The following is a 20,202-nucleotide window of genomic DNA, read 5'->3' on the forward strand; positions in this document are numbered from 1 at the left end:
GTATTGCTCAGCGTGATTACGCTTGTTCAATATCTTTCATGGTCAATTTGATACGACCACGATTGTCTACATCAGCAACCTGAACTTTAAGTTCTTGGCCTTCTTTCAAGACATCAGACACATTCGCAATACGCTCATTCGAGATTTGTGAAATGTGAAGTAACCCATCAGTACCTGGCATGATGTTTACAAACGCACCGAATTCAACGATACGGATCACTTTGCCATCATAGATTTTACCTGGTTCAACTTCAGCAGTAAGCGCTTGGATTTTTGCAATCGCAGCTTTAGCAGCCGCTTTAGTTTCACCAAATACGCGAACTGTACCATTATCTTCGATATCAATCGCAGCTTTGGTTTCTTCAGTAATAGAACGAATCGTTGCGCCACCTTTACCAATCACATCACGGATTTTGTCTGGGTTAATGGTGATCACTTCAAATGTCGGTGCATGTGCATTAATTTCAGGACGTGCACGTGAAATCACTTTGTTCATTTCATTCAGGATGTGCATACGACCAGCAAATGCTTGGTTAAGTGCAGCTTCCATAATTTCTTCAGTGATGCCTTCAATCTTGATGTCCATTTGAAGTGCAGTAATACCATTGGCAGAACCAGCAACTTTAAAGTCCATATCACCTAAGTGATCTTCATCACCTAAGATGTCAGAAAGAACTGCAAAACGCTCGCCTTCTTTCACTAGACCCATTGCGATACCCGCAACTGGCGCTTTCAATGGAACACCTGCATCCATAAGTGACAATGAAGCACCACATACAGAAGCCATTGAAGATGAACCATTCGATTCAGTGATATCAGATACGATACGAATCACGTACGGGAAGCGATCTGCTGCAGGAAGAACAGCCTGAACACCACGACGCGCTAAACGGCCATGACCGATTTCACGACGTTTAGGACCTGATTCACGACCTGTCTCGCCTACAGAGTATGCAGGGAAGTTATAGTGCAACATGAAGTTGTCAGTTTTAGTACCCGCAAGCGTATCGACCATCAACGCATCACGTGTATTACCTAAAGTCGTTGTCACTAAAGCTTGCGTTTCACCACGTGTGAATAATGCAGAACCGTGCGCACGACCTAATACACCCACTTGAACGTCGATACCACGAACTGTTTCAGTATCACGACCATCAATACGTGGTTTACCAGACAAGATATTGTCACGTACGGTACGGTATTTAAGCTCTTCAAATAATTCGTTTACTTCGTCAGCAATACCAGTTTCGTCATTTTCAGGAACGAACTGTGCAACTGCTTCTGCATAAAGGGCATCAAGTGCTGCATAACGGTCTTGTTTCACCGCAATGGTATATGCATCAGAGATTTTAGCTTCAAACGCTGCTTTTAATTGCTCAAGCAGTGCTTCGTTTTTAGTTGGCGCAACCCAAGTTGATTCAACTGCACCCGCAGCAGCAGCAAATTCTTTAATCGCTTGAATCGCGATTTGCATTTCGTCATGACCAAAAAGTACAGCACCCAGCATTTGGTCTTCTGAAAGTTCTTTCGCTTCAGATTCAACCATCAATACTGCTGATTCTGTACCAGCAACCACAAGGTCAAGATCGCTTTCTTTTAACTGTTCATGGTTCGGGTTAAGAACGTATTCACCGTTGATCAAACCAACACGTGCACCAGCGATTGGACCACGGAATGGAACACCTGCAATTGACATTGCAGCTGAAGTACCGAGCATTGCAGCAATGTCAGCATCCATAGTTTTGTCAGAAGAAATAACCGTTGCTGTTACTTGGATTTCGTTATAGAAACCTTCTGGGAACAATGGACGGATTGGACGGTCAATGAGGCGTGAAATTAAAGTTTCAGCTTCAGACTGACGACCTTCACGTTTGCCATAACCACCTGGGATACGACCCGCAGCATATTGTTTTTCTTGATAGTTAACTGTAAGTGGGAAAAAGTCTTGCCCTGCTTTTGCTTTAGGCTGAGCTACCACTGCTACAAGTACAGTAACGCCACCCATAGTGACCACAACAGTATTCGCTTGACGTGCAACACGACCCGTTTCTAAAACAACTTGATGTTGACCAAATTGGAATTCTTTACGAATGATATTAAACATTGACATGTATTTTAATTTCCTAGTTTTAATTCTAGTGAGACCCCTAAGGTTTGGCATTCAGACTACAACTGCTGTGTAGATAAATGACAAAGCTTAGAAGCCATCGCACTAGACCAAAGATTTTTAAAAAAGTTAAACACAAAGAAGGAGCGAACATTCGCCCCTTCTATAAAATCACCTAAGATAGATTAGGTGAAACTTTCTTCTCAGTGATAAAGCACTGTGACATGCGAAATACCGAAAACAAAGCCAAATCGAATTAACGACGTAAACCTAGTTCGCCGATCAAAGCAACATAACGACCGTGATCTTTACCATTTAAATAGTCAAGAAGTTTACGACGTTGGTTAACCATACGAATCAAACCACGACGACTATGGTGGTCGTGTTTGTGTTCTTTAAAGTGGCTCTGTAAATCATTGATTTGAGCAGACAATAAAGCAACTTGTACTTCTGGTGAACCAGTGTCGTTTTCAGCACGAGCAAATTTAGCGATGATCTCTGCGCGATCTGCGTTTGTTAAAGCCATTCGATTTCTCCGAGATGCTTAAAAAATAAATGATATTGATCAGTTCTAAGAACTGACTGCCGTGCATCACTACAGCAAGTTGGCTATTTTAAGTGATCTCTGACTATATTGCAAAAATGTTTTAACGACACGGGCATTTCGGCAGCTGACAGCCCGTATAAAAAGATGCACACTAGCTAAGTTCTGTTTTCAATTTATGACAGAAATGAAAGAAAAACGAAAAAATGCGAGGGAATCGTGAAAATTTTATCAACCAATACCTGTTATGTACCCCATGATTTAAATCAAGTCATTCGTTCTAAAGATGAAGTTGCTGCTGAACTCGGGGGAATGACCAGTGCTCAGATTGGAAAAATTTGGAACAGTGTCGAACACTTGTACAAAACAGGTAACTATCCACTGATTACCTTGTGTCTACGTCGAAAAGGACAGATTCTGATTAACCGTAGTATTGGTCATGCTCAAGGCAATTCGCCTGATGGGTTAGCCGCTGATGCCAAAGTAGGAACACCAGACACACCTATTTGCTTATTTTCAGCATCTAAAATGGTCACCGCCATGCTAATCCATATGTTAGATGAGCGCGGTGAGCTGAATTTACTTGACCCGATTAGCTACTATATTCCTGAATATGGCGTAAATGGGAAACGTCGTGCGACCCTTTTCCATTTACTCTCCCATCGCGGTGGCATTCCTCGTATTGACAGTGAAGTCACACCCGAACTGCTTTTTAATCAAGAAGAAATCTTAAAACTACTGTGTGCAGCCAAACCAGTATCTCCTTCAGGAACGCATCTTGCGTATCATGCCGTCACCGCTGGCTACATTTTAGGTGAAATTGTACAGCGGGTCACAGGTCAAAGCGTTCGTGAGTTTTTGGCAGAAAATATAGAAAAACCGATGGGCTTGGACTACTTTAACTATGGTCTAAAACCTGAATATCGTGCCGAGGCTGCGCTCAACTACGCAACAGGCATTCATCCAAGCTTAGGCACTGATCGCTACCTAGAACATGTGTTGGGTGCTGGACTGCAAATGGCAGTGGATATTACCAACGATACGCGGTTTATGGATACCATCTGCCCTGCAGGAAATATTTATACCAGTGCCGAACAAGCAGGACGTTTCTTTGAAATGTTGTTGAGTGGTGGAGAATATCAAGGCAAACAAATTATGAGTGCCAAAACCGTTTTCCGCTCAACCTTACCAACGTCAGGAATCAGTATTGACCGTAGTTTACTCGCACCAATGCGTTATGCTTTAGGTCCTATGCTCGGTAGTAACCCGATTGGTTTATTTGGCCCGATGACTGGACAAGCCTTTGGTCATATCGGTTTCTCTAACATTTTATGCTGGGCTGATCCTGAGCGCGATATTAGTGTCTCACTTTTAACGACTGGGAAATCTGTCATCGGAACTCATTTACCTGCTCTGGCAAAAACCCTCTATCAAATCTCAAGCAATTGTCCAAAAATCCCAAAAAATCAACGTCGCTCATTGTTTGCAACTGATCGTACGGAAAATGATTTGGTTTAGCGGTTTTAACATTCAAATTCATACAAAAAAGCCCAAGTTTTAGCTTGGGCTTTGCGCTTAATTTTTATTGTTTTCATTTTCATTTATTTTTGTTATTTATCTTTTTATTTACGATCATTCAAACCCTCTGAATGAGATTCACACATCATTTTTCTTATATAACTGAAAAGAATTTTCTTCTCTTTATACTGACTATTCTGTCACAAGCAATTGTGGAGAAAAATAGCATTTCTCTTATCTCCTTGTAAGCTAAAACGTACGATTCTGTATAACAATTAACTTAATAATTAAAAATAACTGTCTAACAATGACGTGGGAAACAAAACGATTTATTAAAGCATCAAACAGGTCAATTCCGTTTCACTTAGACAGCAAAATCCATCAAAGTGTGAATGTTCACGCTTTGAAAGTAACCTATATTAAAGGTCGCTATTTTTAGGCTTTTATTTGTAGAAATAAAAAAGCCCTGTAGTCTCTCCCAAAACTACAAGGCTTAGCGGCTGTAAGTTTCCTCTTTTATCACTTACTTCACTGTAAGTTCGCTGTCATCACGACGTTATTATTATATTTTTGCGATTTACCTAGTTTTCCCTACTAGGCTCTTTGTGTGTCCATAATCTCAAAAACACGTGAATTGCTCTAGCGCCAATCTCTTGAATCCTTGTAAGCATTTTCTTACAAAGTTGTGAACTTTGAAGTTTAAGTTCACAATCCACTCAAATTGATCTTATGTACTAAACCACTACGGCGGACTGTTCGAATTGTAAGTGCTTGTAATAACGCATTTGGATCGGCCAAAAGTGTCACCACTTTTTTAGCACGAGTAATCGCCGTATAAATTAGTTCCTGACTCAGCAGTTTTTCCGCTGCATGATCAAGCACCACCGCCGTATGTCTAAACTCAGAACCTTGTGATTTATGAATGGTCAAAGCATAAGCGGTTTGCATATTTCGAGGCAACCGATGTGCTGCAATCCATTTATTTAAACTTGGAAAAAATACCTCAAATTGCTGCGACTGACTACGATGTTTAAAGCAAATCCCAATATCACCATTGGATATTCCCAGTTGATAATCGTTATAAGTCATCATCACAGGACGTCCCACGTACCAATCCCCGATCGCAATCTGTTTGAGTTGTTGATTCAACCATTGTTCTGCATAACGATTCAGTTGTTCTATACCCAAAGGGCCATGGCGTACCGCCGCTAAAATTCGATAATCATCAAAGGACTGAATGACTCGCTCAATTTCATATTCGGGTTCAAGCGATTGTAGATAAGCTTTTAACGCATCCACATAGCCCTGAAAACCATACATCAATTTTTGTTGATACGATTCAACTTCAAAATCAGACTGTTGCGGTAAATACTCCAGTTGAATCAGATCTGGCATGCGCTCTGACAACGCAATGGCTTGCAAGCTTGAAGGTGCGACTATTTCCGATTCAAGTTTGGGCAGCACAGCTTGATGTTCTATTTGATCTTGCTGGGCTTGAATAAACCGTGCCAACTGTCCAATTTTGGCTTCATCAGAGAAACGGCGACTATTTTTCAGTTGTACTCGATTTTCGGTCAAGGCTTCGACCTGTTGTAAATCTGCCAAAACTGAACCGACATCGACCGAAGTCAATTGATTGGCATCACCCAATAAAATAATACGACACGAGTCAGGCACAGCTTCCAACAATAAAGTAGCAAGATTGAGATCCAACATCGATGCTTCATCGACCACGATGACATCATAAGGTAAAGGCTGTTTGGCGTGAAAGCGAGGAACCTGCTGATGTCCTAAACCGAGTAAACGGTGCAGTGTTTGTGTATTTTGATGACGTAATTCATCGGTGACTAAACCTGATTCAAGCAGTTTTGGATCATTAAATGAGTTTTGCAAAGCCTCTTGCATCCGTTGCGCCGCTTTACCTGTGGGTGCAGCCATGGCAATACGAATATCAGGAATCATCTGATTCAGCGCCGCAATAATTCTAGCCAAGGTATAGGTCTTACCTGTACCTGGTCCACCAGTAATAATGCTGAGCCATTGTTGCATTACCATTTTCAACGCCGCTTGTTGATATTCATCATTCAATAGGGCTTGATAGCTGGAAATATCCATTGCTTGAGTCGTTTGTCGCTTTAATCGACAAATCTGATCAGCGAGGCGTTGTTCTAAGTTCCAATATCGGTATAATGCCAAGCCCTGCTGATCATAGACGCATGGGGCAACTTGAATCGCTGCGATTTCGCTGCTTACAGCTAAATCACCCAAAGCTTCAAGCTGTGTTGAATCTGTTTCAATACAACTGTCGCCTTGCAAGCTCGCTTCAATCAGTTGTTGTAAAGTATGTGATGCGCTAACTGCTTGAGCAGATTGAGAAAATGGTGCTTGAGTGAGGTAGTTACTCCACATACTCAACCATGGCAACACTTCCGACTGATGACTAATTTGTTTGTCCACAGAGTTATCCTCAAACTTACCCACACGCTTGTCCACAAGTTTATGAACAGACTTATCCACAAAATAAGTTTTTGTTTAATTTAAAATCATTCACTTTATCTACACCATTTTTACCGATTTATCTTCAGAGAAATACCCAAGAATTGCATCTAAACGTAGGATAAATTCATCCTCAGGTTTCCAATAGAAACAACCCTGCTGTGCTTGTCCATTCATGCCCCGTAAATAAAGATAAGACGCACCACCTAAATGCTGCTGCATATCGTAGTTCTGTAATTTCACCTGCAAATAACGATGCAATGCCACCAAATATAATGCCGCTTGTAGCCAATAACTCGACAACGACATACTTTCAGCAATCTGCATCACTTGATAATCAGCCTGATCACTGCCTAAGTAATTACTTTTATAATCGGCAATATGGTAACGCTGCCCATCAAAATACACCAAGTCAATCGAACCATTGAGATACCTCGCTGATTTGGCTTCAAGCAACTCAGGCATTTGGATATCGTATTCTTCAAATAGTTGTTGCACTCGCTGCATAGCAAGGACACGATCAGACAAGGCCAAATAGAATGGGCATTCAGATAAATATTGCCCTGTCATCAATTGCTGTAATTGAAAGCCCTGATTGAGTGGTGTCGCCAAGACTTCACGCAGCCATGCTGCCATCCATTGATACAGTTGCTGCTCGGCATTTTCCTGCTCTGGAAAATGCTGTTGATATTGACTCAGTAAATCCAACCATAAAGTTTGGTAAGTATTTTTAAAACGACGGCGAATTTCTTCTATCCATGTTTCAGGATGTTGAAAATCAATCTGTTCAAAGATTTCATGCAGGAAATTCCCTGCCAAGGTACCTTTGGGGAAATACTGTTTAATCCAAGCGATCGGCTCAGCGCTTGCTGTGTTCTCCGCGAGCTGGAGGTCTAATTCATCTTCAGCTTGATCAAAATCCTGATTCATATTGGCCAAACGATCAACATGATTGGCTTTGTGTTTTAAATGTTGTGCCAAATAGCTAAAGCTGGTTTTTGCACGTGCATAAAACCGCTGTTCGGGTAAAGGTCGTGCTGCGAGCATTCGCTTTTGTTGGGTTTGTTGAAGATGTAACGCTTGTGGTCGCTCCAAGACCAAAGCCTCTTCAGCACTGCAAACATGCTGAAAAGCGTCACCTTGATTCTTCCAAAACGCCAAACCTGACAATTTATTTTTATCACCCTTTTCAGGCTCGAACACTGCATAGACGCGATGACTAGCACGTGTCAGTGCCACATACCACAAACGATTTTGCTCCGCCAAAGCACGTTGTTGATGTTGATCCAATTCAATTTGTTGTAGAAAGTTTTTATCTGCGACCGCCACCACACGCTGCATTCGCGTTTGCCCTGTCTCAGGTAATTGAGTCTCTATGGTAGAAAAATTAAGCGTTTTCTGTTGTTCTGAAAATGGCTTATTTGCCCCCAATAAAAAAACAATCTTAAACTCTAGGCCCTTGGACTGGTGAATCGTCATTAACTGCACACCCGCCTCACTGGACAGTTTATGTTCCAACTCCCAGTCCCGATCACTAGGTGAATGCAGCTGTTTTAAATACCAGTGATACAGGTTTTGTATGCCTTGCACACGCTCACTATGCTGACTCAAAATATCGGTGAGATGACGTAAATTCACCACCGCACGTTCATTTTCTTTACTTTGCGTTGCAACCAACTGTTGCCAAATACCGAACTGATTCAAGCAACGCTGCCAAGCTGATAAAAAACCTTGATTCAACCACATTTCACGAATGGCATCGAACTGCTGAATATAATGGCTCAGTCCTTCCGCACTGTGTTCAAGTGCCAATAAGCGAGTGAGATCAAAACCAAATAAACGGCTCAATAAAGCACGTTTTAACTTGGCTTCATCATAAGGATGCAGTAGAGCCGTTAACAACGCCCCCACATCCTGCGCAATCGCTGAATCAAAAACACTGCGTTTTGATGGACGATTGACTCGAATGCCCAAGCGCTGTAACACATATTGCACTTCATCGAGTTGGCGGTGGCTACGTGAAAGCACCGCAATATCATCTTCACAAATGGCTGTGCGAGCACCACCCTCTAAGTACAATTGCTGCAAATGGGCTTGGTTGAGTAAGCTCTGAATTTTCCAAGCCACTTGGGTTGCTTGTTCATTGCCGTCTTGTAGTTGTAACCAACGTAAAGGGGTCGGGTTGATGTGCTCATTTTCAATTAAAGCAGGGTGTGGACGTGAACCTGCCTGAATTGGGTCATAAAGTACCTGCTCACCAAAATCCATGTGTCGTTGAAATAACACATCCACAACCTCGACCAATTCTTTGACCGAACGATGGTTATGAATCAATTTATACTCACGCCCCTGCTTGGCCATAATGTCTTGGTAAGCGTTCAGGAAGGTCAGCATATCGCCACCACGGAAACCATAAATCGCTTGTTTACGGTCTCCGACCATAATCATGCAACCTTTTTGATAGCGCTGTGGATGCCGCCAAATACTGGCTAACATATCATCTTGGTCTTGATTGGTGTCCTGAAATTCATCCACCAAAATCAACGGGTAACGTGCCTGCACAAACACCGCAAAACGTTGTCCTTGCTCACCTTTTAAGGCTTCTGATAGGGTTTTGATTTGCTGAGCAAAAGTAGTTTCACCTTTTTGCTGTAATACTTGGGGTAAACGCTTCTTCACTTCGAGACACAAATAGGCTTTTAAATAAACCTGCAACTGTTCGAACTGCTGTTGTGTCTGTTGTAGTGATTGACAAAGTTTTTGAAGTTGTAAAACCGTTGGATGTTGATAAAAACCCTCTGCAATCTCCGCAGGGCATTTTTTAAAAATCTTCTGTTGTTCTAATTTATCTAAAAATTTAAACACAGCGTCACGTGCATCTGCAAAATACTGATCAAAAACCTGCACATTCTCGGTATTCGCAAGGGCTTTTAATAGCTGTGGTAATACTTCGCAGAATAATTTATTAAAAGCGTTGTTACGGAAAGAAGTGCCATTAATATGTGAATAATAAGCACCATCTAAATGGAAATATTCTGCCAAAGTGCTGAGTTCAATCTGCTGTGCTTGTTGTTGCCACAGTTGTAATTGCGCAAGCTCAATCTCTGGCATATCAGGCAACTTAAACTGAGCGGAGCTAAAATTCAGCGAGCTTTCCACCATTCCTACAAAATGATCGACACTTTTAAGTCCACCCACGGTATACAGTGCATCAATCACCTGTTGCGGCTGAGATTGTATCCATTCTCGTAACACATCATGAATCAGTTGACGGGTATAACTTTTCGCATCTTCAGTAATCTGGGCGCGTTCAATTTTGCCACTTTCAAAAGCAAATTCTCTTAACAGCTTTTGGCTAAAACTATCCAATGTACCAACGAATAATTCATCCAACTGATCAATCACTAATTTCAGCCGTTCACAGGCATAAGCAATGCGCGGCGCAAATGTTTGTAAAATATGTTGTTTAAGTGGATCAGACTCCTGCGCTGCAAGTTTGTAAATATCGGCGTCTAAGAGCGTGCGGAATGGTTCTAAATATTGATGAATCTCCACCAAACGCGCACGAATGCGGCTTTTGAGTTCTGCGGCAGCAGCACGGGTAAAGGTTGTGGCAATCACTTGATTAGGTAAATATTTTTCTAAAAATATCCGCACCATCAAACTGGATAAAGTATAGGTTTTCCCCGTTCCAGCCGATGCTTCAATCAGATGCAAACCTTCAAACTGGATGTCGCCAATGGGTTGATAAGACACTGGATATCGTGATTGCATGTCTTACTCCACTCGTAAAAATTCAAAAATCGGTTGATACAGCGCATAAGAATAGTGATCACAGGCATATCCCAATAATGCAGTTGCATCTTGTTCCTGTAGAATAAATTGCCAGTCACGATGTAGCTTGCAGGCTTCATTTTGGGACATATCAAACCCTGAAAAATCACCCGTATCATTCCAGTCTTTCAATATTTGCTTTTGACAGTCTTCGGCTAAAATATGCTGATCACCCTGTTCTATCCATTCATAACGTTTAGCTTTTTCGAGCGGCTTCAACAATAAAGCTGCTGATAATACGATAGGCTGCTGCTGAGCAGTTTGCCAAAGCTGTAACCATGCTTGTAAATAGTGATGTGCTTGCTGAGAATTTAAACCTTCACAAATTACAGTTTGATCGCTAAATACCACAATACGGCGTTTCTCAGTTGCCGAGTCATGATTCAATATCGTCAACCAAAGTAAATATTCCAACCACACTTTGGCCAGACGTTTTGCGCGCGCACTGGATGCATCTAGGCTGACCCAATCTTGTGTCAGATGTTTTGGTGTTACGCAGCCAATTTGTAATTGTTTTGAAACGCGCCACACACGTTGCGTGGTTTCAGTGGGCGCTAAGGCATATTGTTGCAATCGCTCCAGCAGTCGTTGTTGCTCCAAACAACTTTGTTGCCATGCACTTTGTTGTACTTTGCCTACTGGAAGTTGATCTTGTAATAGGCTGGACGACGCCGTTTGACTATTCTGCGCAAAATCCTGTTGTTGTAGAAAATGTCGAATCGCATATTTACCCAATCCATCTAACAGTAAGGGTTCTGTTTGATCGACTAGCTCTGTTGCGCTGAGGTTTTCCACCCCCAAGGTTTTCAAATACAGCCGCGCTGGAAAAGTAATATCCTGAATCCATTGACGACTATCCAGAATCGTCATTTCATTGTTTTCAATTGGGTATGAGGTATTCACCCATGCTTGGCGCTCACCTGTCGCTTGCTGAATTTGTGAAGCCACTTTAAACCACTGATCTTGGTAACGCACAGGACGTTCTGCGATAAAACCGAGCGGATCAAAAGGCTGTAAGCGATGCAGGTGATAAAGTGGATACAGTTGTGGGGGGATTTGGAGTTTTTCATAGTCTTCCCCAAAAGAATCCAAGGAAGTCTCTCCCTCTGGGAGAGATTTAGAGAGGGGGGCTTTCACAATCAAAGCCAAATGATCTCGAAAACCCTGCAACACACTGGATGGCTCTCGAACTTCGCCATCATTATTATCAAAGCCATTATAAAATAACCATAATTGCTCTTGAGCCAACAGTACTGCATCCAAAAAGGCACCTTGATCGTCTTCCAGACGGGAACGATCACCTAACTGTTGGCGTAATGCATCCATTAAATCAAATGGAATATGGCTGTCCCGATTTGGGAATTTACCAGTATCTAAATTCAACAGCACAATTAACCGATAAGGAATCGGGCGAATCTGCCCGATCTGACTAAAAGTAATTTGCCCTGTCGGCTCAACTTGTGCTGACTGACTTTCTAAAGTACGTTGTATTTCTTCAATGATATAAGGCAGCGGCAATGAAATTTGCCGTAACTGGGTTTCGGCATCATCGTAATAACTGGCCAAGGTCAGCATTCTTTCTTGCTTTTGCACAATTTCGCGAACGGCTTTTAAAGCCGTCACGTCGGCCTGTTCAAACTCATGAACTTCTGCCTTGATCCGTGTTAACCATGTTTCTACAGGCAAACGCTGACCTTGCTTATGTACGGTTAACCAGTCACGTCGAGCAGCCAGATCCTGATAAATCTGAATCAGAATTCCAACTAACTCAAAATCGCTCGGCTGCACCCCTGCATAACTCAAAGTCTGTTGCACCATCACATGTGCAGGTACAGCAATCCCTAAAGCCAAACGGTCTAAAGCAAATTTAAAACTATAACGATAGTCTTGATCAGCCTCAGTGAGACTCTGTTTTAAATGTTCCGCATCCAGCCCACGTTTAAAACCAGCATCACTTAACAACGTCAATGTCCGTTGTACTTGGCTATAATCTAGGCCATAACGCTGTTGTGTTGCTGACAAATTCAACCAATCGGCGAACTCATCTTGCGTAAAACGTCCTTGAGTCAATTGTAAGCGACCTAACACTGCCCGCCATGCATTCAACGCATCTAACTGCGCGACCCCTGCTATTTTGATCGGCAAAAACACCTCATGCTCATTGGGCACAGCAGGAAAAACACTGCGAATCAACGGTTCTAACTCCGCCAAATTCGGGGTCAGAATCAGCACATCACTTGGACGACGAGCTGTGTTGTCCGCTTGAGAAAGCCAATGCACTAACTGTTCTTTTAATACCTCAAGTTGGCGCAAACTGGAGTGACAGACATGAAGTTGAATCGACTCATCATCGGCAGCTAATTCATACTGTTGGGGTATCGGTTCAGCCAGATAGAAAATATCCGACTGGATTTGACCAAGTAAGCTGTCTGGAAAGTAATCTTCAAATGCATCAACCCAATTGCCCTCTTCCCCTGTCGCTAGTTGCGATAACAGCGAAAAATGATCACGTGCCTGCTTGCCTAAACGCGTTAACAAAGGATGCCGTGATTCACGATTTAAGGCATTAAAACCTAAACTAAAGCTTTCAAAAAATGCGGCAATTTGCGCATCTGTCGCTTTGGGATTCTTCACAATGAAACGTTCTTTGACCCCCAAATCATAACGTTGCTTCCAAAGCGGATCGACACTATCCGCCCAATATTCCTGTGACGGGTTATAGTGCAAAATTAGCACTTCAAGATATTGCCCTAAACGACGTAAGAACTGTAATTGGCTAGGCGGGAGATCTAAAAGCGTGAAAACGATGACCTGATTCGGAAGTTGAGCCAACGCCTGTGATCTTGTCTGCTCATTGTCCAGAAGTTTCCAGAAATCAGCATCAATACTTTGCATTTCCAAAAAGTCAGCATGAAAATAATTGTGCCATAACCAACGTTGCCATGCTTCTAATTGCTGGTTCTGATTGAGCGTAAAAGCCGAAATTTGCTGATCGGAGTGAGAAATCAAATTTTCAATATCGAGCGCTTGATTTTGTCCCCAAGTCGACAGCCAATTACTTGAACAAGTACAATCTTGTTGACAACCACGTTGGCAATAACCACGGTAAATCATATAGTTATTAAATAAATGTGAAACCTGTTCAGCTACCCAATACAACATGCTTTGCTTTTTAAGCTGTTTTTCTGTGCCTTGCTGTAACTGATCGGCACTGTCATAGATACGCTGTACGATTGAATAGAGAGGATGTTCTTCAGCGAGTGTGATTTGCTCTGAATGAATAAAAGGCTGCAAGGCTTGATGTATCCGCCATTTTAAAATCAAGCGTGGAATATTTGCTTTACGTACCTTCTCTTTATCATCGAGGACTTGTTGGTAGGCATACCATTGGAAACCACGAATTCTCTGATGGAATTGATAATTCGCAGTCATGCCCTGTTGTTCAGCAATTTTCTGCGTTAACCATTGTTCTTGAGCAGGACTAGGGACAATAAAGTGTTGCGTTTTAAACACTTGAAATGGTGAGGTGCTTGGTTGAGTGATGGATGCCATCACGCCTTGTAATAATACTTCAAGGCGTTGACTTTGAATAACATGAATCGCCATGCGTTAATACAACCTCATCAAAAAAGCACCATTTCACATGCACAAAATCGTACATAATCGTTAGGGTTTGTTGATATTTCACCTTACGAGCTATAGCTCTCATTGCGACAGAGGATATTTTTATACGATACAAGGCATGACTTATGAGATTTAGCCATTCTAAATGAATAAGGCATAACGTAGTAGCGTAAAAAATATCCCTGTCCCGCAGGGTTATAACTAAAACCGCCTCAAACTTCGTTATGAACCTTGACAAGGGTTTCGCCATTGCCTGCGTTTCATGCCTTGTTTGAGTTGTTTTAGTCAATAACGCAAGGCATGGCTGAAATGCCAACAAACCCTACTATACAAGCTTGTAGAACTATGTCACGTTAATCAAACAATGAAATATAAAAATTGTTTTGAAAACTGTTATTTAATAAGGTTGAATAAAGTATTGTTGACTATTTATACATACACCCCAAAAAATCCCATATTCAAAGGATAGACTTAGGTATCACTTTATGAAAATTGAAAAAACGCCTGACTTTATTGACCCAAGTTTAAATTTGGAACAAATCCGTAAGGAATGCTTGGAACGTACAAAAAAAACTGCTTATTATTCAGCGGGTGCAGCCATTATACCCATCCCATTTTTTGATGTTGTTGTTGACTTGAGCATGCTGACCCAAGTCATTCCGGATATTAACTCTCGCTTTGGTCTAGCACCTGAACATATCAGCGTCTATGACCCAGAAACCAAAAAAATCCATTGGAATGAATTACGTAAACGTGGTTTTGAGTTTTCAGGATTCCTTGTCGCACGCACTGCCATGAAAAAATCCTTTAATGGTTTCTTTGCCAAAATCGCCACCAAACAAGTGACCAAATTTATTCCTCTAGGCGGACAAATTATTGCAGCAAGTTTAGGGTATTTTATGATGAAAAAAATCACCGAACTGCATATCGAAGATTGCTATAAATTAGCAAAACGTATTCAACAAAAAAGCCTTGCGCTCAACTAATATAAATTTCGACGTTATAAAAGATAGTTAGACTTCTTTCATCAATCCCTTTTGTTTCTCCAACTACGAGAAATACACCGAGGATCTCAATAATGGTAAAAGAGGTCTTTGTTCCCTTTGAGGCGACCTGTCTCAGAGGGAAGTACGGACTACATAAAAACAACAGAAGCATTAATATTCATTTCATTTTTTAAGTTTAGATCAAGATTGTATTTTTATTCTCCATCACACGATGACAAATGAATGATGGAGAGTCGTTGTGCAACACGGACCAACAACGTCAAAGATACGTGCAATTTTTAATGTCACCAGCGGGAATTTTCTCGAACAATATGATTTCTTCCTTTTTGGGCTTTATGCACAAGCCATAGGTCAAACTTTTTTCCACTCCGATAGTAGCTATGCGGCACTGATGAAAACCTTTTTGGTCTTTGCTGTAAGCTTTCTGATGCGTCCGATTGGCGCCCTCGTCCTAGGGCCTTATGTTGATCGCATAGGTCGTCGTAAGGGATTAATGGTCACGTTGAGCATCATGGCCGCTGGTTCATTGCTGATCGCTCTGACCCCAGGTTATGCCAGTATTGGATTTGCAGCCACGGTTTTAATCTTCGTCGGCCGTCTGGCTCAAGGGTTTTCAGCAGGTGTCGAACTCGGTGGTGTGTCTGTCTATTTATCAGAAATAGCTGAACCACATAACCGCGGTTTTATTACCAGTTGGCAATCTGCCAGCCAACAAGTGGCTGTTATTTTTGCTGCTACTTTAGGTTATCTGGTCAGCTTAGCATTTACCAAAGCACAAGTAGATGCTTGGGCGTGGCGCATTCCCTTCTTCGTCGGTTGCGCTATTATTCCGTTCATTTTCTGGTTAAGGAAATCTTTGCAAGAAACAGAAGCATTTAGCTCCCGCAAAGAGCACCCAAGTACTCAACAAATTATGGCGACACTGGCTGCGAATTGGAAAATCGTACTGCTGGGCATGTGCATGGTCGCAACCACCACCACCATGTTTTATTTTATTACGGTATATACACCGACCTATGGTAAGGAAGTGCTGCATTTAAGCAGTACTGAAAGTTTAATCGCAACCGTCATGGTGGGTGTAAGCAACTTTTTACTGTTACCGATTGGTGGACATCTCTCAGATAAGTTTGGTCGAAAACCACTTTTGATCATTACAACCGTACTGATTTTTATTAGTGCCTATCCTTTGCTCAACTGGTTAGCACATGACATCAGTCTTGCGCATATGCTGATGGCACTGTTGTGGTTATCGCTACTCTATAGTTTCTACAATGGTGCGTTGGTGGTTTCATTAACCGAAATGATGCCAAGTTCTGTGCGTATCGCAGGGTTCTCCGTCGCCTATAGCTTAGCAACTTCAGTCTTTGGAGGCTTAACCCCTATGATTGCCACTTATCTTGTTCAAGAGTCTGGCAGTAAAAGTATGCCTGCTTTTTGGCTGATGTTTGCCGCGATCATTAGTCTGATTGCCACATTGATCGTATTTCGTCAGCATCAACGTGTTACAGCCAAACCATCTTCTATACAAGCAGGCTTGGCTCAGCACACTTAATCAACAGTAATGTCCACAACTATAATAGGCAAGCTGAGCGTCTAACCCGCGCTCAGTTGTTTTAATATCGCCTTCAACACTTCAATACGTGCGCTATATTTATCATTGGTTGCAATCACATGCCACGGTGCATCCTTAGTACTGGTCCGTTCAAACATATCCGCGGCTGCGTTTAAATAATCATCCCATTTTTCACGATTACGCCAGTCTTCTTCTGTGATCTTAAAACGTTTATGCGGTGTCTGTTCCCGTTCTTTAAAGCGCAATGCTTGTTCATCTTTGCTAATCGCCAACCAAATCTTAACAATGACGGTTTGACTATCAATTAAGTTCTGTTCAAAACGATTGATTTCATCATAAGCACGTTGCCATTCAGGCATGCATGCAAATCCTTCAACACGCTCTACTAACACACGGCCATACCATGTCCGATCAAAAATGGTGATTTTGCCACTGTCATTGAGTCGATTCCAAAAGCGCCATAAATAAGGACGGCGCAATTCGTAGCGCTCAGGTGCGGCAATGCTATGAATTTCGTATTCACGCGGATCAAGTTTTTTTACAATGCGCTTAATGGCTCCGCCTTTACCTGCAGCATCAATTCCCTCAAACGCAATAATCACTTTACGCTCATCACAACGTAATGCTTCAGCAACTTTTCGGGTCAGTTCATTCAACTCGTCTTTATAGCGTTCTTTTTCTAAAACTTGCTGTTCTGGTTGTATCAATTGTTGAGGAATCTCTGCCTGCTGCCATGTTTTTGCTGCTGATGTTTGATGCTCTGGCAAGGCTTGCAAAGTCTGTAACACATACTGAGCAAAGCATTGATCCCGACGTTTTTCATCTTCGCCATTGATGATAAACCAGTCCTCAGTAAAGCATTGACTGAAGCTTTGCAAAGTCTCATATTGCTTTTTATTGCGCCAATCCAACCCATGAAGTTTATGCCAATGCTGCTCAGATGGATCTACTTGATCCAAACGTTTTTGCAGTGCTTTCCAAGACAGATCGAACCAAACTTTAATCACATGTACATGGTTCTGCTGTAAATCATGCTCAAATGCCCGCATTTTTTCGACATAACGATCAAATGCTTTGTCATCCAAAGCCTTGGCATCCTGCATTACGGTTGCAAGTAAATCACTATACCAATTGCCAAACATCACCACGATTTGACCTTCAGCAGGAATAAATCGAGTATAAGACTGCCAAAATGCTTGGCTATTTGACATACGTTGCGGCGCATCCGCTTTAACACGGAGATAACGCGGGTCGACCCACTCTCTTAACTGTTTAACCGCTTCGCCCTTGCCTGCCAGTTCAATACCACTGACCAGCACTAACACACTTTTTGCATTTTTTTGATCTTGGCTTTGTTTTAATGCGTACTGCGCCTCAATCAAATCTAAAGAAAGCTCATCTTCATCACGTAATTCAAATACGGGTTGTTGTCCACTCATTTTTTGCTCTAAGTGTATGATTTATCAAAATTGAGTATAGTCATAACTTGAATAGACTTTAAAAAAACAAATGTACAATTTCTGTAGAATAAAATAAATGTAGCTTTGTAGTGACCAATTGTTAAACATTTAGCGTTTATGTTGTCATGGTTCTTGGGTATCATGCAGCCTATGATTTCATGATTTTATTTTCTTTGAGTGCGAATATGTCAAAACTCGCTGCATTTGATGATCTTTTATTACAATATCAAAATTTGAATTACCACCAAGATCCAGCGATTGCCCAACGTCTACATGATGCACAAGCATGGATGAAAGCACGCATTGCGGCAACGCATCAAGATTTCTTTGCTCAGCCTGAAAATCAACTGATGGCGCAATATTTTTTAAATCGCTTATATGGTGGGCCTGATTTTGATGCCATGGCACAGCAAATCGAACGCTTACTGAAATATGCCCACAAAGCGGAAAGCCTACTTCCTGAAAATGCCATTAAAACAGGCACAAAGTCAGTTAGTCTGGCAGTACTCGCGACACGGTTGGATGAGCAAGTCGCCATCCAACTCTTACAAGACTACCCTTTAGATACACCGATAACCGATGAAATCATGCGCCAGACACTGGTCAAACTTGATCAAGGTGAAGCGCGTTATGAACAATTACAACTACTCGATGAGTTAGGCGTAACCTTAGACAAATATATGCGTTCTACCATGATGTACGCTGCTTTTAAGATGTGCAAAGGTATTGCCAAAAAATATCAATTTGAAGGGATGTACGAATTCATTCAAGAAGGTTTTGCTGCAATGAAACCCTTAAAATCTGCTGCGGTTTTTATTCAAGCGTTTACTGAAAAAGAGCGTGAAATTATTGACAAAGTTCATGCTGGGGATCCTGCTCCATTTCAAGTATAAATAACATACGCCCTCCCTCTTCCATAAGAGGGAGATTTTTCTCAGCACAATTCAAAATAAAAACCCTTTTGAGAAAATGAGTTTCTGTATATTATTCATAACAATTACATGTCAAAGCCTGTAAAAAATTACAAAATCTGTCATCATGCATGCTGATTCGTGCCGCTAGAACGAAAGTTTAGGAGAAAACAATGTCTAACGAAAACCAACAGCCCACCCCAGAAGTTGAGCAAAAACCAAGTTCAGACAAAGTCAGCCCATTCCTAAGCTCACCCCTTCCTCAAGGCACACCGCAAGGCCAGCAACAAACATTACAACAAGGTCTAACATCGACACCGACAGGTTCGGTACCGAAATACAACTTACCGCGTGGTGCAAATACAGGAAATGTCGGTGAAACCACTCACTTTGGTTATCAAACCGTAAGTAGTGATGATAAAGCACAAAAAGTTGCAGAAGTATTCCATTCGGTTGCGAGCAAATACGACATCATGAATGACCTCATGTCATTCGGTATCCACCGTCTCTGGAAACGTTTTGCGATTAATATGTCTGGTGTTCGTCGTGGACAGCACGTATTAGATATCGCAGGCGGTACAGGTGACCTTGCAAAAGTGTTTAGTCGCGAAGTAGGTCCTCAAGGCCATGTGGTCCTTTCAGATATTAATGAATCCATGTTGGATGTGGGCCGTGATCGTCTAATTGATGCGGGCTGTACCAACGTTGATTTTGTACTTGCCAATGCAGAAACTTTAGAACCATTTGCAGACAATAGCTTCGATTTACTGACCATCAGTTTTGGTTTACGTAATGTGACCGATAAAGATGCTGCCTTACAAGCGATGTATCGTGTCCTTAAGCCAGGTGGTCGTTTATTGGTACTTGAGTTTTCAAAACCTGTGTTTGAACCTTTCTCAAAACTTTATGACTTTTATTCATTCACGGCACTCCCGATCATGGGTAAATTGGTCGCGAACGATGCTGAAAGCTATAAATACCTCGCTGAATCGATCCGTATGCATCCTGACCAACGCACCTTAAAAGGGATGATGGAAAATGCGGGCTTCCAAAGCTGTGACTACCACAACTTAACAGGTGGTATCGTGGCTGTTCACCGTGGATTCAAACTGTAAGGTTCAGATTTTA

11 protein-coding genes are annotated in these 20,202 nt (G+C 41.8%); 5 read left to right on the forward strand and 6 right to left on the reverse strand.

The annotated features are described in order from the left end of the window. Positions 1-16: 16 nt before the first annotated feature. Positions 17-2,104: a polyribonucleotide nucleotidyltransferase gene (pnp, locus tag EAH57_RS09220; protein WP_171407433.1), complete on the reverse strand. Its 2,088-nt coding sequence runs from the start codon at positions 2,102-2,104 to the stop codon at positions 17-19. 259 nt (positions 2,105-2,363) lie between these two features. Beyond that, a complete protein-coding gene (gene rpsO / locus EAH57_RS09225) occupies positions 2,364-2,633 on the reverse strand; it encodes a 30S ribosomal protein S15 (protein ID WP_004668422.1) in 270 nt (89 codons plus the stop codon). Positions 2,634-2,870: 237 nt separating this feature from the next. On the opposite strand from rpsO, the gene EAH57_RS09230 reads away from it, so the two are divergent. Continuing rightward, a complete protein-coding gene (locus EAH57_RS09230; protein ID WP_121929802.1) occupies positions 2,871-4,169 on the forward strand; it encodes a serine hydrolase domain-containing protein in 1,299 nt (432 codons plus the stop codon). A 705-nt stretch (positions 4,170-4,874) separates the two neighbouring features. On the opposite strand, the gene recD is transcribed toward EAH57_RS09230, so the two are convergent. From recD to EAH57_RS09245, 3 genes are all read right to left on the reverse strand, one after another. After that, positions 4,875-6,626, reverse strand: coding sequence for an exodeoxyribonuclease V subunit alpha (recD, locus tag EAH57_RS09235; RefSeq protein ID WP_416240490.1), 1,752 nt, complete (start codon positions 6,624-6,626; stop codon positions 4,875-4,877). A gap of 99 nt (positions 6,627-6,725) precedes the next feature. After that, positions 6,726-10,439, reverse strand: a complete 3,714-nt coding sequence (locus EAH57_RS09240) for a UvrD-helicase domain-containing protein (RefSeq protein ID WP_121929804.1) — start codon at positions 10,437-10,439, stop codon at positions 6,726-6,728. 3 nt (positions 10,440-10,442) lie between these two features. Next, positions 10,443-14,105, reverse strand: a complete 3,663-nt coding sequence (locus EAH57_RS09245) for an exodeoxyribonuclease V subunit gamma (RefSeq protein ID WP_121929805.1) — start codon at positions 14,103-14,105, stop codon at positions 10,443-10,445. 503 nt (positions 14,106-14,608) lie between these two features. On the opposite strand from EAH57_RS09245, the gene EAH57_RS09250 reads away from it, so the two are divergent. Continuing rightward, entirely contained in the window at positions 14,609-15,109 is a 501-nt protein-coding gene (locus EAH57_RS09250; protein ID WP_121929806.1) for a hypothetical protein, read from the forward strand. A 259-nt stretch (positions 15,110-15,368) separates the two neighbouring features. Continuing rightward, on the forward strand, positions 15,369-16,682 hold the full coding sequence (locus EAH57_RS09260; protein WP_121929808.1) for an MFS transporter: 1,314 nt from the start codon (positions 15,369-15,371) through the stop codon (positions 16,680-16,682). Between the two features lie 41 nt (positions 16,683-16,723). Here EAH57_RS09260 and EAH57_RS09265 read toward each other — a convergent pair whose 3' ends face one another. Continuing rightward, positions 16,724-18,142 (reverse strand): phosphate--AMP phosphotransferase, encoded by a 1,419-nt coding sequence (locus EAH57_RS09265; RefSeq protein WP_121929809.1) that lies wholly within the window; start codon positions 18,140-18,142, stop codon positions 16,724-16,726. Positions 18,143-18,348: 206 nt separating this feature from the next. Between EAH57_RS09265 and EAH57_RS09270 the strand changes: the two genes are divergently transcribed. Together EAH57_RS09270 and ubiE are read left to right on the forward strand one after the other, a co-directional pair. Then, positions 18,349-19,056, forward strand: a complete 708-nt coding sequence (locus tag EAH57_RS09270) for an FFLEELY motif protein (RefSeq protein WP_212749520.1) — start codon at positions 18,349-18,351, stop codon at positions 19,054-19,056. Positions 19,057-19,247: 191 nt separating this feature from the next. After that, positions 19,248-20,189, forward strand: a complete 942-nt coding sequence (ubiE, locus tag EAH57_RS09275; protein ID WP_121929810.1) for a bifunctional demethylmenaquinone methyltransferase/2-methoxy-6-polyprenyl-1,4-benzoquinol methylase UbiE — start codon at positions 19,248-19,250, stop codon at positions 20,187-20,189. Positions 20,190-20,202: the final 13 nt, after the last annotated feature.

The sequence above is a fragment of the Acinetobacter sp. 2JN-4 genome (assembly GCF_003687745.1).
GTDB lineage: Bacteria > Pseudomonadota > Gammaproteobacteria > Pseudomonadales > Moraxellaceae > Acinetobacter > Acinetobacter halotolerans.